Raw genomic sequence first — 16,844 nt, forward strand, 5'->3', positions numbered from 1 at the left:
TGAAAGCAACCTCACCCCGTCCTGTCGGACACCCCTCTCCTTGGTAAGGAGAGGGGTAGGGGGTGAGGTTATTTCATACTTAGTGGTGAATTTTTTTCATCGGGACTGCCCTCAGCCCTCAGCCTTCTGAATCAATACTACAAAATATCATTTAAAGCTGGTGTCTACCTTTTGGGTTAACTCTCCCCGTTCCACTTTCACGAGATTATCCCTTGCTGCAATGGTAATATACAGAGAAATTCCGCAGTCAACAGCAGCCATTACCAATGCTGCGGACAAAGTTTTGGTTCCACCAGTGTAGTCAGCCATGATTTGGTGTCCGCTTTCTTGTTGTAAGTTGCGGATACAACTGGAAATTTTGGCATAGGATTCGGCTAAATTATCGGGATTTTGCACTAAAATCAAATCTCGTTCTGGTTGAAAGTTTTCTCCTAAATTTACCTGTGTGGGAATATTGGGTAGTCTTTCGACCACCTCTGCACCTCGACGCACTTCGCAGGGGGTTCCTTCGCCGATAACTTGTGATTTACTTCCTTTTTCACCATCAGAAGCGATAAAGATAACGCGATCGGGTTGTAGGCTGCGGATAGCGGTGATGATAGGTTGGAAGGAACCACCTACAGTGACAAGGAGAATTTTGGACATAGTAGTTGTTGTTTAGTGTCTCTCAAAATTATGCTCATGATTTTATAAAACCACTGTTTAAAAAAGTTATTTTATTTTGAAAATGTGACGTAGTTAATGTTAACTACTGATATATTATTCAATTCTCCCTGTTTGAAATATTTTTTTCAATTCTTGATAATAGTGTTTAGAATTATTGATTGCATCACGGACATCATGCGCATGGTTTCCTTCTTCTAATAAAGCATGAGCGATACTTTTACGAATTGGATTAACTTTAAAATATAACTGAGCTAATTTACTATTTTCTATATCTCTTTTATGCAGTAAACTTTTCATTTCTTCTCGCGCATTCTTATTTCTAATATCTTTGTTTTCAATTTCGCATAAATAAGTAATGATTGCCTCAGCTAGAGTAATATATCCAGTAGCATATCGTTGATTTTCAAAATACCAACCAGCTAGTTCTAAATGATATTCTGATTCTTTGACAACAGAGGAACGTGCAAATTTTTTGACAAAACTTTCGAGAGTTTTTCTTAAATATTGGAAAGGAGTTTTAGGAACTGATTTTTGTAGAGAATTTCTTAGGATAGAACTTTTTTGTTTAATAGCGTTGACATTATTAATATTTAAAGACTGAGAAAGTTCTTCTATCTGATTTGCCAATTGATTTTCATTTTGAGCTTTCAAAAGCTCTGCTATAAAATTACCATTGCCATAACTTTGTAAACTATAGGCACCTTTAATCCAAGAAGTCATTTCAAACAATGGGTTTAAGTCAACAACTGGTGTATATTTTAGTTCCCTTGTAACATCCAGCATTCCATAGTAAACACCAGAAATTTTAATTTGCTTTTCGCTAGCTAAATCCTTTATAAAGGTAACAGTTAAAAACAGGAATAGGGATAAAGAACGGAATGAATGAGTAATATCAATATATATTTCATCTCCTGTGTTTAGCCATTCTACAATTTGAAAAATTCTGTCAAAATTTTCCCATAATTCATCTTGAGTAATGCCATATTTGATTAATATACATTTAGAATGTTGCCCCAAAATTTCTTCTATTGGTGATAAATCTAAAGAATTTAGAGGACTATCATATTTCAACTCATCAATTTTGCAAGCTAAATCTAGCCAATAATCATCATTTTTCTGCACACCATTTGTTTCACAGAAAAAACGATATACTTCTTCCCACATTGACTTCACTGTACCGATGAAAACAATTCCATCTAACTTAAAGTGTTCGTATAGTACAGCTGCCATAAATCGACTTTGAGGATATGATATATCGCCAATTTTGTAATAAGCTTCTTGGTACTCTCTGTCATAATTAACTTGACTTTTAAATCTTCCACCAACACCAATAGGAGAAATTAATATTTTGGCCATTGTGCTTAATTCCTTTTATTGAGTTAATTTTCCTGATTAGTCAAAGTTGGAATTTGAGTCTGTCCCATCCCCAATCGTGTCTTCATCCCCGTACCAGTAAACCGCGCATATTGAACTAATAAATTAGCCACATTTGCCAATAAAGAGTCAGCACGGTTAAACATCTGTAGCGTTACATCACCCACAAATCCATTCACATAACCTCTATGTAATTGCCAACTTTTGGTTTGAATTTTGTGATTTTTAAGCAAAATCGCATTGCTGAAGTAAGCAATTAATTCATCGCCTCCCAAATAAACAGGTGCAAAATTATTCCAGCGTTCTAACCAACTGCGAAACATTAAATTTGGTACAGGTAGAGGTAGATTTGTTCCAACCTGAGAAAAAGCTGTGGGAGTGACAAACTGCAACTCAAACCGTCGGATTGGTTCTGGTTCATTCGCTACTAAAGTTGTGTACAATTCTTCATAGCTGGTGATTTCATCTTCGCGGTTGAGGATGTTAAATTTTGTTCCAAGGAATTCTAATGAATCTGAGAGATTAAGATGAGAAATTGTTTTTGCTGAAACTTCCTGCAATCCAGACAGAGATAATTTGTAAAATTCCTCTGGATGGAAGGTGAAAAAGTCTCTAGAAGTTGAGCATGAACCGATGATTCCTGAGTATGAAACAGAAGAAATTGCTTCGTTTCCCATTTCTAAACCTAGCTGTTGATGCAGTTGCTTTACCAGTTCCAAGCTATAGGAACGGGGTAAAATTGTCGGTTCGGATACGCTTAATATCCAGGTAGAACGAATTAGCATTAGTCTTGTAGATTTTTGAATTTAACCCATCCTGGTACAAACTTAATTTCTCCATTACGATTGCTCACAGTTCGCCTAGATTTCGGTGCTTCAAAACCAGGTGCTTTTAAACCACACGTATCGCGAATATCTTCCCGTAGTTCATCATCAAGACACAACCCGATCGTAGTTCCATTCATTCCACTACCCCAACCCAGTCTCAAACTATAGGGACATTTTTCTGGTTCGTAAAATTCGCGGATATAATTAAAATCTAAATTTTTACCTGATGCTTGAGGATTGTTCTTAATTTCTTGCCAGTAATCATGCTCATAGTCCCATTGTTCTTGAGTAAATTCTTGACATATTTGTAAGAGTTCATCCAGGTTACTAAAGGGTAACTTCATCCCCTGTTTATGTGTGAACCATGAAAGCATTTCTGTATCTAATGTAATGGTGAACTCTGTTTGGACATTTCGCACCATTTCAGCATAGATAGACGCTTTATATTTAGCTAAGTAATCCGAAAATCTGCTAGAAACTACTACCTCAGCTACAACAGGTATGTTAACAGGTATTTCTTGACCTTTCTTAGTTTTGATTGTGCTTTCTAAGAGTGGTGCTGAATCTGTAATTTTGATAGCTCTGAAAAAGTCTGTATTTGGCCCTTTACCAGGAAAGTTTATCGCTTGATATGTGAGGTGGAATTCTGAGAAGAAACTATCCATGAATAGCTCATCATCGAGAAATTTCTGCTGATGTTGATTAAGTTTTCCTAATTTTTCTCTCAATTTTTTCTCGATTTCGCTCACCCGCTTTGACGAAGGTAGTTGAAAACGATCTGCGTGTTTCAATAGATAATATGCGATCGCAGTTCTAATTGCTCCTTTAATCGAAGAACCAGGAATAAATAATTGTCCCATCCCATTCCGAATCATGGGACGCAAATCTGTAATTCTCTCAGATGTCAACTTTTGGCTGACGGCTTCTTTGGGAAAAATTGGACAATCTTCTGCATCTTTAGCTTTCCACCACTCGGAACCAAAGGCTTGTTTTAAAAGTTTTGTGATATCTTGGCGTTTTTCAATTGCTTGAATATAGTCATCGAAAAATCGTTTTCCTTTTGCTAATAAACCCTTTGCTAAAGCTTCTAGATTGGGGAGATAGACTTTTTTATCTGTCTGTACATATTCAAAGGGATATAATCTTGATACTGATGAGCCAATATGTAAAATTGGACTTGTCATTAGTATCTTTTTTGATTGATAAAAATCAGGTTTCTTGAGAGCAGATTCGAGAGAAACCACCATAATCTTATTTATCCTGTGCTTTAATTGGCAAACTTAAGCTAATACCACTACGGTAAATTCGATATTTTTTGAAACCGTTGGGTGTAACATCTACTAGCTTTCCTTGTGGTGGTACAAGAAAAACCGAACCTTCGCTAAACATGCGCACCATTTTACGTCGGAGTTGATTTTCTGCTATCCAACCACCGCGTTGTTGAATGTCGTAGCTAGCTTGATTTAAAAAGTCAGTTGTTATGGGTGTATCCCAAAACAAACTCATCAACGCATGATGATTTCCATCAGAAAAATTTACTACCTTTTTCCAGGTTTCTGGTAATTCTAACCACTCAACTTGAAATCTTCCTGCACCACTCGAACGCTCTCCTCCCAGTCCTTCTTCTCCTAATAGATACAAAGCAGCTTTTAGCTTGTCTACTAATTTCTCTCCAGAAGGAGAGAATTGCACTAGAAAATATAAACCAGCCGGATTTTTCTCCCACTCAAATTGCACAAAACCAGTATGATAAAAGTTTGTTGCTCTCGTAACACGGTCTACAGCAATTTTTGGGAATTTTTCAATTTTAAAGGCTTTTTTGTAGTCAAAGGTTCCTGCTTCTTTAAGTTTTTCCTCCGATTTACCAGTAGTTTGAGCAATTAATTCTTGGCGATCGCTCTCTTGAAACCCTTCCTTTTGATACCATCTTTGCCATATTTCTAAAGGCAAATAATTAAGCTTTTTGTAGGTTTTGAAAAAAGCTAGATCCTTATCAGGATAGTTGATGGGGAACTTCAGGGGACGGGGAAGATAGTAAATTGTTTCTTGTCCAACTTCTCGGTAAATAAAGGTGGAACTGATACGGAAAGGGGGAGTTAATTCAGGTTGCTCTTTTGAAGGAAATATCTGCAATAATTCCTCAACTGCATTTTTACCAAATAACCGCGCATAGACACTAACCCATGCACTAAATAAAGCATCGGAACGGACGCGATCGCTCGTTTGTTCCATCCCTATTCCCACTTCCCCAAAATGTGCGGGGCTACAGCCAAAGTTGAGTTTAACTAATTTCCAGACACTCATATCAATCTCCTGGCAATAATCGATTTACGTACTCGCTTAAACTTCCAAAGTTATCTAAGAGTGCTTGGGTGTTGGGAATGGTTTCTAATGGTTGTAAACCTGATGTACCAGGAGGAGTGCTGGTGATTTGGCGATACTGTGCCAAGCTACGATAGGAAAACTGAAAGTTCTGAAATCTGACTTTCCCATACCCTCTGGAACCATGTCCGCCAAGTGCATCATCTTCTAAAATGGCGAGTGCGATCGCAATATTTTGCAAATCTTCAATGGCTTGATCTTTATTTTCAACGGTGTAAACTAATTCAAAATGAAATTTTGAGCCAGCAGGTACACGTTCTAGCTGTCTGGGATTTGCTGCGGCTGTCACTCGGTCAATACCGTTTTCAAATTTCCACTCGGTCATGTATAAACCAGTGTCAACTTGCTTGAGTTTTTCTGCTGATTCTGGTACTAAATGGCAATCTCGAATAATCAATCGAGCTGGTGCGTTACGTCCGCGATTGATTCTAATACAATTTTGATTGTTGATTGTAGAAGTAGGATTATTTTTATTTTCTTCATATAATCCTTCTTCCCTAGTAGTTTCAATTGGCATCCAAAATTTGGAACCCCCGGTAGAACCAAATAGACGACTAATTTGACAGGTGTTAGCACCTTCGTAGGCAATAAATCTACCTGCTTCTACTTCAGTAAAACCATCTTTTAAATCGTCACTTTCGTAGCGCCAAGTACCGCTTCCTCCTGGACGATTTAGGGGTTTATTTAATAACCTTTCTAAGATAGAACGCAGTTTACCTTTAAGGGAAGAACCAGGTAAGTAAGGATATTTTGTGAGAGGATCGCGAATTACAGGTTTATCCAGTCCACCGATATCCAAATTTTCGCCACCACCACCAATATGCAATCCTGTTTCCACACAAATTTGACTGGTGAGGGTTAATTTACCAAGAAGGGGTTTTTGTGCGTATGATACTGGCATATTTACTTTCCACCTTCAGCTTTGTGATAAGCAATAATTGATTCAAGTAATTGAACTAGCCGTTCAAAATCTTCTTTGCTGTGAACTTCGTCAATAGCGGCTGACATCACCTCTCCTAATGGTTTTGCTGCTTTTTGTCTAGCTGCGGCATATGCTAATTTTGGTTTCAGCAGAACAACTTCTGTTTTAATTTTTGCAAATTCACCTGTTTCCACTAAGTTGGCTTTTAAGCGATTTACAGCATCTAAAAATTTGCGAACTTGGTTCGTTTCTAATCGTTGCTGCTTGAGATAAGGGCCAAATTCTTCAGCATGTTTAACTAAGTCTCTAATGGGATATGTTTTTAACCCATCAGGTAAGCCGTTAATAGTTTTAACAATTTCCTCAACGATATTTTGTGTTTTATTGACGTTAGTTTGAGGAATTGATTGCCTAGAATTTAGAGGTGGAATAGTTACTTTTGATTTAGTTGGTTCTGGCATATAAATTACTAGCGGTTTAAAAGTTCAATCCAAGTAGCGATCGCCCGAAAATAAGGCGCATTATATGGACTTTTTAAGGAAGTCCGAAACTCAGTGTCATCTAGTACATTTTTGGGTAATCTCGCTAAAGTATAAGCAATCTTGGGTAGATGCAAATAATAGCGAGTTCCTAAAGCCTCCTCTGATTTTTTATTGTCTTCAAACTTTTCTAATGCTTTTTCTTGTATTTCTGCGGTGATGAGTAAGTTACGCACAAAATTACGGGAATAATTAACTCCTATATCTTGCTGTTCTAATCTCTCGACAAATGGTAATATACCTAGTAGCTTTGGTCTAGTTTCTGAATGTAAATATTTTTGAATTTCCGAATCAATAATCTTGTTATCTTCTATTCCCAGCCATTCATTCCACTTAAATACTTGGCTAAATAGACTTAAACTATCTTTACCATTACCTTTAGCTTTTTCTTCCGCTTCTCCTGATTCCTCAGCTGCTTTGTAAAGGGGAAATTTAATATCATTAATACTAATACCACCTGATAACGTAATATCTGGATTATTTCCTGTATAAGCACGAAAGCATTGGTAGATATCAAAGGCAAATTCAACCACTTCATTCCACGTACCACTAACAAATAAATCATCACCACCAGCATAGATAAATAGTAAATTATCTCGCTTTTTTGGAGTTAAAAATTCTGCTTTTTTATGTAAAATATCTGCAATTAATTTATTTTTATTAAGGAAATTTTCTTGCCTAAATTCAGCTAAACTGTTGAGATAAACTTTAAAAAAATAACTCATCTGACGCGAAAGTCCAGCAATTCTTGGCAAAGTTTTATTTTCTCCTAAACCCTCAGCAAAGATTCTCCCCAAATTGTCTACATCCATTCGCAGGTATCCAAGTCTATTTACACCTTTGGCTTTTTTCGCCATTTCGTTAGCACGGATAATCAAACCTTTTTCTTCACTACTTTCTTGAGCATAGTTTCCCAGCAGTAAAGGAAAAGATTTCTTAAACTGGGAGAATTTATAATGCTCTATATTCCAGTCATTTACCAACAAAGCCGTGTCATTATCTGGAACTATTTGTTTCCACCTGTGAAATAAATGATAGTAAACATTTTTAGCATCACGTTTATCAGTAGCAGGAAGTTCAAAGGTAAGCGTGTCAAACTTATCCTCAAAGTTTTCGCTTTGCGATCGCACTATCACTTCAACTTTTAATAACTGTCCTCCCAACTCAAACATTCTGCAACAAGTTTCGCAAGCAAGCACCGAATCAGGTTCGTTCTTATTAAGTTGCTTTAATTCTGCTGATTCCACATCATCACGATGACAAACTTTACAAGGCTCGTAACTATCACTTTCTTGAAGAAATTTGCTAATATTTTCAGCAAACTTACGAGACTTGTGTACAGCTAGTTTTTTACTTGTCAGTTCTGACCAATAATCGGCAAATTTTTCAGTGGTAATATCTGTGATGGGGAAGTCTAAACAATCAAGTGCGAGAAAATTTTTGCCTTGAAACTCACCCAAAAGCCATTCATTAAATTGTTGACGAACTTCTGCAACATTGATTTTAACTGATTCTATTGCAGGAGCTAATATATATAAATTACCACCACCTGCATAAATAACATTTGTACGCGGTAATTCTAATGCTTCCAAAAGTTGCTGTACTACTTCTTCTGTGACTAGTTCCAAATAAAAGCTGCGCGCACGCAGAGATTTCAGCGCACCATCAGAAGATATAGTGTAAATAAATTTTTGAATACCTGATAAATCACCTGCAATTAAAGTTAGGTTATTGCTTTCAGGATTATTTGCTAATGCAGCAGCAACCCCAGCAGTACTTCTGGCTATGTCTATTAATGCAACATCCGAATCACCAAAGCTGATGAAAGAACCATATTTTTCTAGAATCAAAGTCAGCAAAGATAGGTTATTTAAATCTCTATCTCTATCGTCGTCGAGTTTATCTAATTCTTGTTTAATTTCATATTTCAGTTTTATGAAATCTTCTAATGAAGGTTCTTTTTCTAGGGGGTAAGGTATTTTAGGATTTCTCTCGGCAATAACATCTGGCTGACAATAATGTTGATGCTGATTTTGACTCTTTTTCTCTTTGTCTTTTTCCAAGTTTATCGAGTCAAACAGCAGACGCAAAGCTTTTGGTTCGCCTTTGCTATTCCAAGAAAGTAATTTCTGTGCTTGTGCAACAGCTTTTTTAATTACATCATCATTATCACCTGCTGCTATTAACCTTGATAATTTCTCTTTTAGTTTCGAGTTTGTCCAAACCGCTAGAACCCTAATGGCTTCTTGGATGACTTGCAAAGCAGCTTTTTCAGCAACACGTAATTGTTTCATTGTTTACTACCCAACCTTACTAAAACTTTTGCCAACATCTGCACCATCTCCCTTCCAGAAACATCCTCTCCTCGCATAAGACGGTGAATTTTACCAGTTAACACAGGCGACTCAAATTCAATCACATCCTCTTTATCCTCAAGATCGCTGTGGATGATTGCAACTATCCGCAACCCCTCTCAACGTGCCGCCGCATCTCGCACTACTTGGTCGCCATTTGCAGGTTGACCAAACCTGACTTTTAAAACGTCACCTTCAAGGTTGATCTGATATGAAGTCATAGAAATTAACAGTATTTATACTTAAATTTTTATTAATCAAATATCAATCAGTTAAGTCTCCCAAATTATACGTAGGATTATGTGTGATACAAATCACTTATTTTCCTAATTTGGGGTCAAAATAGCCAATTGCACCGTAAAGATGACTAATCTTGTGTGCTAAAACAAACGCTACAGGTATTGATACGGAGCCATTAATCTTAAGTAATTGTCCACCTCTGAGTTCACCAGAACCTACCATTGCTTCTAACCGTACCGCCGCATCTTTCACTATTTGGTCATTTTGGGTGAGTTCACCAAAATTTAGCCGTAAAGTATCTTCGCTTAACTCAACGTTGTAAGTAGTCATTACCTTGCCTAATTGCATGGATACATCATATATCTTGCTGGAAGAGGCTACTTCCAATAAGCATTAACCTAGAGGTAATCAGGATTTACGCAAGATGTGACAGGTTAAAATAGTGCTTGAGCAAGTTTTTCAAGATATTCCCAGCGTAGAACTGTTGCAGTGGTTAGCACGCGGTTCTCTTAAACAAAATTTACAGCGAGCAGTTCGTTTATGGGTGTGGTTGACTTCGCTGTATGGTGAAAACTGCTTGGCTTTAAATGACGCTTTTACCTATGCTCAATGGCGGGATGTGTTTTTTACTTCCACGCACCCCAAAGGTGAAACTGTTCCCAAACTACACGATAAAAACTGTCCCTGTGCCAGAACTATGGCACAATGGCTATTTGATCCAAGAACAGGAATTTCGGAAACTGAGTGGAAGGAATCAGTTGTTTCCCACGCAGGTATAAATAAATCTCAACTAGATGAATTGCTCAAAGCACGTCTGTTTGGTGTAACTCGCCGTTCCCTCCAAGCTGATTTGGAAACTTTAGCTGAGTTGGGATGGTTAGTATATAAAAACCAACAATATTATCGCGTCGCTGAATTACCGTTACGCCCTACAACTATAAATAATGAAGTCAACCTGTCAAAACTTGGTACTTACGAATTAAATTTTCTTCAGGAAGATTTAAGTACGATCGCTGAAAACCATTCCCAAAAAATCAACGGTGTACAACGCTTTTTCCTGAAACTTGATTACGTCATTCCCCGTAGCACAATTGATTTAGTTGAAGACTGGCAATACGAGTTAAGGCAACTTTGGACAAAAACTCCAGTTCCACCGATCAAGCTAACCTACAACAGCGCTAAGGTGGGAGATATCGTTGATTGCATCGTTTATCCGGTATGCATCTACTACGTGCAGAGAGCAGTTTATCTGTGTGCCTACGGTGAAAGTCCCCTACGACAAGGTAATTGGTATAATTTTCGCCTTGATCGCATTCAAAATATGATCCCCTTAGACTGGACAAATCCTCAGCTTCCCGATATTTTGCTACAACGTTATCAACAGACATCTTTACCCACTCCAGATGATATTGCAGTCGCAATGAGCAAAGCCTGGGGTTTTGATTTCTATTTGCCTGCTCAACTGATGCTGTTAAGATTTGAGCGAGAATTTCACGATCGCTACGTTCAAGGTACTGAACGCCACGATACTTTTGAGGAAATTACTTACCAGCAAGCACAACATCTAATTCGGCGCGAGGTTAAACAAGCGGAACCACAGCAGGCATTACTAAACATTTTGGCGAATCGTTCACCGAATGATGCCTATTATCAAGTAAGTATCCGATACCAAGATTATAAACACAGAGATAATAATGTCATTATGCGCCTGCGAGCCTGGCATCCTAAATGCGAAGTCCTGCTTCCCTTTGATTTACGACAAAGTATTGCTGCTGAGGTAGCAAAAGAATTCCTGTTTTACCATCAAAATTCCCGTTGTGATGAATACATTGAAACTAACAGATAAATTTGCAGAGGCACTAGTTTATGCAACCCGTCTCTATGCTAATCAAAGCCACAAAATTAGCGGTGTTCCTTGTGTCACACACTTATTAAGTGTCACAGCACTAGTGCTAGAAGCATGAGGGACTGAAGCAGAAGCGATCGCAGCTTTATTACACGATGCGATAGAAGATTAAGATGGAAGTCAAACCCGTGGAGAAATTTGCCAGAAATTTGGAGATACAGTAGTAGCAATCATTAATGGCTGTACTGAATGCAATATTTACCCAAAACCACTTGGCAAGAACGCAAAAAAAGATACTTGCATAACTTGCGTCATACTTTACCCTCTATCCGGCCGGTGTCTTTGGCGGATAACTTTGTGGTTTTTCCAAAAACTTTTACGAGTTTACCGTGGAAATAGTTCAGACTTGATGACTGAGGAGTTTTCACGGGTGATTGAGGAACTGTGTCAGGTTTGAGATTCCTGCATTAATTTTGGCGAACAGCGTGCGATCGCACTCTCAATTATTTCATGCAGTTCCTCTACGGCTGCTTAAGTGATGACAATCTTTGCAGTAAATTCACATAAATCAATCAATCTGGTTTATGTTAGGGTAAATTTAATAAGATTTGATTGAGCTTAATTGAAACTTTATCGAAGCTTTGTGCGTCTACCTAAGTGGCTCAAACTCACTAGTAATAGAGCTTTATACAGCACTGTGTTTCTACCAGCACAATGCGCCTTTCTCGGTACTTACATATAAACTGCTCTACTTATTCTTAATATTTAGTGAGTTTCGTGATTAGCACAAACAGCAATTTTTAAATACAAGGTGTAAAAAATGACTTATTTTTTCCTTCAGTTGAAAAAAGCCTGGCCAACTTAATGCTGGAAAAATACCAAGATCCTGCATATCTGGTTTGAATAAGCCAAATACATTAAGTGTGGTCGTTTGAGGATTCAAGCATGATTAGGATTAGAGATGTTGTGCAAAAGGCTTTATCAACAGGGTACTTGACTGTAGAAGCTGAAAATCAGCTACGGCAATTACTGAGTACACGCTATGACCTAGAAGATTTTAATGCTTTTATGACTTTACAAGAAGCTGCCATGACAGGTAGGGTGAAGCAGGAGTCTCGTGAGCGTTGTGGGATCAAGTAGAGATTTGCTTGATGATGTCTCTATTTATTAACGCTTACGCTGATCGTCATCCTCAAAATCCTCTAGAAACCCCCAATCATCTTCATCAGCTTGATTCTTTTTCTCGCTTGGATTATCTTCATCAGATAGATCATCGCTCGGTGGTTGATATGGGGGAATAATTACCCGATAGTCAGCATCATAAACTGATTCAGTTTTTCCGACTCCAGAATTTTTAGGTTCGCGGTAGCTATAGGAATATGAAGAACCTGAACGAAAGCTGTCTGTAGGTTCTTGTCGGCGTTCATAGTTTTTCGAGTCTCTAACTTCCGTATCTTGAGCTTTTGTTGCGTCTGATTTCTCCTCAAAATCCCATTTTTCACTGTTGTCGATGTCCCAATCATCGTCTGGATTGGATTGAGATGAAGTTTTAGCTGACGATGGTGGAGGGCTGCTGGTATAGCTGTCAGCATATTTTTCTTGTGGGGGACGACTACCACTCGCTGAAGTTCTGCGAGACTTGGATGCAGAAGAGGTTGGTTTTTGTGGTGCTGCCAAAGACGACAATTGAAATAAGCCAGAGATCAGCAAAGAAGTTGCAGCACCAGCAGCAGTGCTGAACAAAATCCATATTGCCAAAGGCAATGGTTTACTTTGCATACCGAAAAAGACTAATGGGAGGATAGGAGACCAATTTTGCACTAATAACAGCGCTAGTCCTCCCATAATTGCTACTAATAAAATTAATCGGAAAAGAGCCATAGAGATTAGCGACTGGGGACTAGGAACTGGGGATCAGGGCAATAGGAACTGGAGACTGAGAATTGAGAATTAGACATTGAGATATTTAGATAAAGAATTAAGAAATTAGTTTTATACTAGCTCTTACCCTCTCACCCCTAGCTTCTATTCTCCAGTCCGTAACCCTAGCCTCTTAATATTATTAACAATCAACTTATCTAATATTCTCTAATATTCCCTCTGCCTCCTGCCTTCTGCCTTTCTTCAGAACCTTGCCAACGTTGAATAGGAATACAATCAATATCGAATTGATCCAAAGCACGGGCAACTACAAAATCAACTAAATCCTCAATAGTTTGAGGATTGTGATACCAAGCAGGAATTGCAGGTACGATTCTCACTCCGGTTTCTGCAAGGGTGGTCAAGTTTCGCAAGTGAATCAGACTAAAAGGAGTTTCACGGGGAACTAGGACTAGCTTTCGACCTTCTTTTAGCTGCACATCTGCTGCCCGTTCTAACAAGTCGGAACTTAACCCTGCTGCTAACTTAGCTACCGTACTCATACTACAGGGAATTACAATCATTCCTAGAGTACGAAACGAACCACTAGCGATATTAGCCCCCACATTTCCCCAAGGATGACAGTGTAGCTTTCCCCTCGTTTCAACTTCTGCTTTTTGTCGCCAAAATTGTTCCTGTTGAACAGGTTCTACGGGCATACGAATATTTTGCTCAGATTGCCAAACCATGTAGGTTGACTTAGAAGCAACTAATTCAATTTCATAGTCGGCCGCCAGCAAATATTTCAAAGCGCGAACTGCGTAGATTAAACCAGATGCACCAGTAATTCCTAAAATGAGTGGCTTGTTATTGTTTGACACGTTTCTATTCTTGGAGAAGAGTTAGTAGTTAGTAGTTAGTAGTTAGTGGTTTTTTACTACTAACTACTATCCACTAACCACTAATCAGCTTTTTATTCATCCTCTTCATAGGATTCTAAATCGTCTGGTTCCATGTCACCAGGTAAATACATATCTGGTTCTTCACCATTGGCGTTGATATCCTGGCGATAGGGAATACCGTCGCTGCCAACTGTAACTAGATCAATTTGTTGACGGTAGTAATCGACGCTTTTAACTTGTACGGCGACGCGATCGCCTAATCGATAGGAAGCGCGATTTTTCCGTCCAAACAAGGCTTGTTGTCTGGCGCGATATTCGTACCAATCGTCTTTGAGGGAACTGACGTGTACTAATCCTTCTACTCGTAAAGGTACGTTATGATCACCAGTTCCATCTTTTGGTGGTACTTCAATTTCGACAAAGAACCCGTAGGATTGGACACCTGTAATTACACCATTGAAAACCTCGCCGATGCGCTGTTTCATTAAAGAGGCTCTTTGCAAGCCTTCTAAGTCAGTTTCGGCTTCTTGGACTTCTTTTTCTCTGTCGTTGATTTGGGTAATTACTCTTGTCAGTTCGCTTTGCAACTCTTGTTGCAATTCTGGTGGTAGGACGTTCCAGTTAATTTCTCCGTGGCTGGTAGAAGAACGCAAGTTCACACGCTCTTTCACACGAGTGTTGCGGCGATCGCGTCCGTGTTCAAGCAGCGAGTGATATACCCTCTGCATCAGCAAATCTGGGTAACGTCGTAAGGGTGCGGTGAAGTGGACATATTCTGGCAGTGCCAAACCGAAGTGGGGTGCTTTATTGGTGCTGTAAACTGCTTGTTTGAGGGTATCTTGCAACAGATAAGTCAAAACTTGTTCCGAGGACGACTCGGCAAACACCCTTGTCAATTGTTGATAATCCAGAGGTTGGATCTCAATATCTGGTTCGAGTGACAATTCAATGCCCAAATTGATCGCCAGTTTCAGCATCTCTTGCACATCTTCGGGATCAGGTGCGCCTTGGACTCGCCAAATGCTGGGAACACCTAAAGCACTCATGTGATTGGCCATGATTTGATTCACCAGCAACACAAACTCTGTCAGCAGCGATCGCACAGGTGAATCTTTTTCTACTACGCATCCGAGAATGCCTTCATCATAGAAGGGGTTTTTATTCGTGGGCAGATTTAACTGCAAACTGCCGCGCGCAGTGCGTTGTTGTTTCAGAGCAATCTGTAACTTTTTCAACTGTTGCAGTATTTCTACTGCTTCGGCAGGCACTTTAGTAACTTTTTTACCCAGAAGAATAGTTTCTGCTTGCTGAGCATTCACTGAAGCGTCTACTTTCACTACACTGGGTTGAAGTTCCCACTCCAGTACTTCTTTTGATTTTGGATCAAAGGTAATTAAACAAGAGATACTGAGGCGATCGCTTCCCGCTACTAGAGAACAACGATCTACCACATTTTCTGGTAACATTGGTAGAACTAAATCTCCCAGGTACACTGATCTACCCCGTCTGAGTGCTTCCCGATCAAGTGCTTCATCTGGCTGCACATAGTGCGAAACATCAGGGATGTGAAAGCCTAGCTGCAAATTGCCAGCGCTAGTTGTTTCTAAGGAGAAGGCATTTTCTAATGTTTTGGTGTCAACATTATTACCCAGTATCGTAATAGTAAACTTGTTACGTAAATCTAGCCGATCTTTTAAATCTGCCTTTAAAATCCTCTTTGGTAGTTTGGTGGCTGCTTCTTGAACGTTTTCGCTAAAACTACGGGAAAGGTCATGCTTGCAGGTGACTAAATCTATATCAGCTGCTGCTTCTGCATCGCTACCAAGGATTTGTACAACTCGCCCTAAGGGGGGATATTGGGCTAGTGGGTAACGTAGAACTTCTACATGGGCGAGATGGTCGATCGCTTCTTGCAATTTTAGACCATTGGCGTGCAGTTTCAGTTCAAATAGTAGGCGATCATCTAAAGGAACGGCACGATAGCCCCCTTCTACTTGTTTGATCCGTGCCAACAAGGTGTGGTTGGAACGTTCTAAAATTAATTTCACCTCTCCTTCTGGAGAACGACGCCGACTACCTTCTTTAAGAACTCTTACCAAAACGCGATCGCCATTCCAAGCATTACTTAAATGGCTTTCTCGAATGTAAATGTCTTCAGTTCCCTCTACATCTTGAATTGCAAAACAAAAGCCCTTGCTGGAACAACGCAACTTAGCTTCTATTAATCCTTCTTCAGTAATACGGCGATATTTACCGCGTTCCTTCACTAAAATGCCAATTTTCTCTAATACCTCTAAGATGATGTGAAGTTTCTGTAAACTATCTTCATCTTCACAACCAAGTTTCTTTTCTAGAAGTTTACGAGCTACCAATTTATCATCAGTGAAATTGGCAAGGAGTGTAGCGATTGAAAATTCCATGCAGTGAACCGACCTTTGGTCAAAACATCTTTTTTTGTTGAGAGTTAAGAACATTTGCGTGTGGGGGTTCCCCCCCGCCCTTGCAAAGTGTCCATTGTTTGAATCTGGTTCTTGGTTGATTACCTCACGACCCACAGACACTAGCGGTAAACGAACTTCCCAACAGGTAGGGCGCTACACAATCATCTTTTGAGTACTAGTTCGTTCAAGTCCTTTCACTTAGTCAAGCCGACATACCTTTTCCCAACCAACACCTGCCAAGTTGGGTTGGTGAAGTACTAGGTTTTTAGGCAACGGGTTTTTGAGAGGCTGTGTTTGGATCGCTCTCAGTAGAACTGCCCGAACGCGCTACGCACCTTAAACCGCAGGTGTTCGATTGCCTAGTTGAAAGGTACTTTCCGCGATTAGACTCTGATCGTTAACTAGGAGAAACTGCTGAGCAACCTAAATGTTCCATATGTAGAATCAGTAACAAATAGGTTAGCAGCTTAACAAGCTGTGAGGACGAACCA

15 protein-coding genes are annotated in these 16,844 nt (G+C 39.2%); 2 read left to right on the forward strand and 13 right to left on the reverse strand.

Annotation, left to right across the window (positions count from 1 at the left end; all coding sequences use genetic code 11):
- Positions 1 to 147: 147 nt before the first annotated feature.
- The 10 genes from RS893_RS01595 to RS893_RS01640 form a co-directional block, all read right to left on the reverse strand.
- Positions 148 to 645: a hypothetical protein gene (locus tag RS893_RS01595; RefSeq protein WP_315789515.1), complete on the reverse strand. Its 498-nt coding sequence runs from the start codon at positions 643 to 645 to the stop codon at positions 148 to 150.
- Positions 646 to 759: 114 nt separating this feature from the next.
- A complete protein-coding gene (csx2, locus tag RS893_RS01600; protein ID WP_315789516.1) occupies positions 760 to 2,022 on the reverse strand; it encodes a TIGR02221 family CRISPR-associated protein in 1,263 nt (420 codons plus the stop codon).
- Positions 2,023 to 2,045: 23 nt separating this feature from the next.
- Positions 2,046 to 2,825 (reverse strand): CRISPR system precrRNA processing endoribonuclease RAMP protein Cas6, encoded by a 780-nt coding sequence (gene cas6 / locus RS893_RS01605; protein WP_315789517.1) that lies wholly within the window; start codon positions 2,823 to 2,825, stop codon positions 2,046 to 2,048.
- On the reverse strand, positions 2,825 to 4,114 hold the full coding sequence (gene csm5 / locus RS893_RS01610) for a type III-A CRISPR-associated RAMP protein Csm5 (protein ID WP_315789518.1): 1,290 nt from the start codon (positions 4,112 to 4,114) through the stop codon (positions 2,825 to 2,827). Before csm5 ends, cas6 begins: the two co-directional genes overlap by 1 nt.
- A 4-nt stretch (positions 4,115 to 4,118) precedes the next feature.
- Positions 4,119 to 5,171, reverse strand: coding sequence for a type III-A CRISPR-associated RAMP protein Csm4 (csm4, locus tag RS893_RS01615; RefSeq protein WP_315789519.1), 1,053 nt, complete (start codon positions 5,169 to 5,171; stop codon positions 4,119 to 4,121).
- 1 nt (position 5,172) lies between these two features.
- Complete coding sequence (gene csm3 / locus RS893_RS01620) at positions 5,173 to 6,150, reverse strand: type III-A CRISPR-associated RAMP protein Csm3 (RefSeq protein WP_315789520.1); 978 nt, start codon at positions 6,148 to 6,150, stop codon at positions 5,173 to 5,175.
- 2 nt (positions 6,151 to 6,152) lie between these two features.
- Complete coding sequence (gene csm2, locus RS893_RS01625) at positions 6,153 to 6,632, reverse strand: type III-A CRISPR-associated protein Csm2 (RefSeq protein ID WP_315789521.1); 480 nt, start codon at positions 6,630 to 6,632, stop codon at positions 6,153 to 6,155.
- Between the two features lie 8 nt (positions 6,633 to 6,640).
- A complete protein-coding gene (cas10, locus tag RS893_RS01630; protein WP_315789522.1) occupies positions 6,641 to 9,004 on the reverse strand; it encodes a type III-A CRISPR-associated protein Cas10/Csm1 in 2,364 nt (787 codons plus the stop codon).
- Positions 9,001 to 9,177, reverse strand: a complete 177-nt coding sequence (locus RS893_RS01635) for a hypothetical protein (protein ID WP_315789524.1) — start codon at positions 9,175 to 9,177, stop codon at positions 9,001 to 9,003. The genes cas10 and RS893_RS01635 overlap by 4 nt, the downstream gene beginning before the upstream one ends.
- Positions 9,178 to 9,382: 205 nt before the next feature.
- Positions 9,383 to 9,634 (reverse strand): CRISPR-associated protein Csx3, encoded by a 252-nt coding sequence (locus tag RS893_RS01640; protein WP_315789525.1) that lies wholly within the window; start codon positions 9,632 to 9,634, stop codon positions 9,383 to 9,385.
- A 112-nt stretch (positions 9,635 to 9,746) separates the two neighbouring features.
- On the opposite strand from RS893_RS01640, the gene RS893_RS01645 reads away from it, so the two are divergent.
- Both RS893_RS01645 and RS893_RS01650 read left to right on the forward strand, forming a co-directional pair.
- A complete protein-coding gene (locus RS893_RS01645) occupies positions 9,747 to 11,150 on the forward strand; it encodes a TIGR03985 family CRISPR-associated protein (RefSeq protein ID WP_315789526.1) in 1,404 nt (467 codons plus the stop codon).
- A gap of 945 nt (positions 11,151 to 12,095) precedes the next feature.
- A complete protein-coding gene (locus RS893_RS01650; protein WP_102172621.1) occupies positions 12,096 to 12,290 on the forward strand; it encodes a hypothetical protein in 195 nt (64 codons plus the stop codon).
- Between the two features lie 27 nt (positions 12,291 to 12,317).
- Here RS893_RS01650 and RS893_RS01655 read toward each other — a convergent pair whose 3' ends face one another.
- From RS893_RS01655 to RS893_RS01665, 3 genes are all read right to left on the reverse strand, one after another.
- Entirely contained in the window at positions 12,318 to 13,031 is a 714-nt protein-coding gene (locus tag RS893_RS01655) for a LapA family protein (protein WP_315789527.1), read from the reverse strand.
- Positions 13,032 to 13,228: 197 nt separating this feature from the next.
- On the reverse strand, positions 13,229 to 13,891 hold the full coding sequence (locus tag RS893_RS01660; protein ID WP_315789528.1) for a flavin prenyltransferase UbiX: 663 nt from the start codon (positions 13,889 to 13,891) through the stop codon (positions 13,229 to 13,231).
- Between the two features lie 92 nt (positions 13,892 to 13,983).
- Complete coding sequence (locus tag RS893_RS01665; RefSeq protein ID WP_315789529.1) at positions 13,984 to 16,332, reverse strand: ribonuclease R; 2,349 nt, start codon at positions 16,330 to 16,332, stop codon at positions 13,984 to 13,986.
- Between the last annotated feature and the right edge of the window lie 512 nt (positions 16,333 to 16,844).

The organism is Fischerella sp. JS2 (assembly GCF_032393985.1).
Classification (GTDB): domain Bacteria; phylum Cyanobacteriota; class Cyanobacteriia; order Cyanobacteriales; family Nostocaceae; genus Fischerella.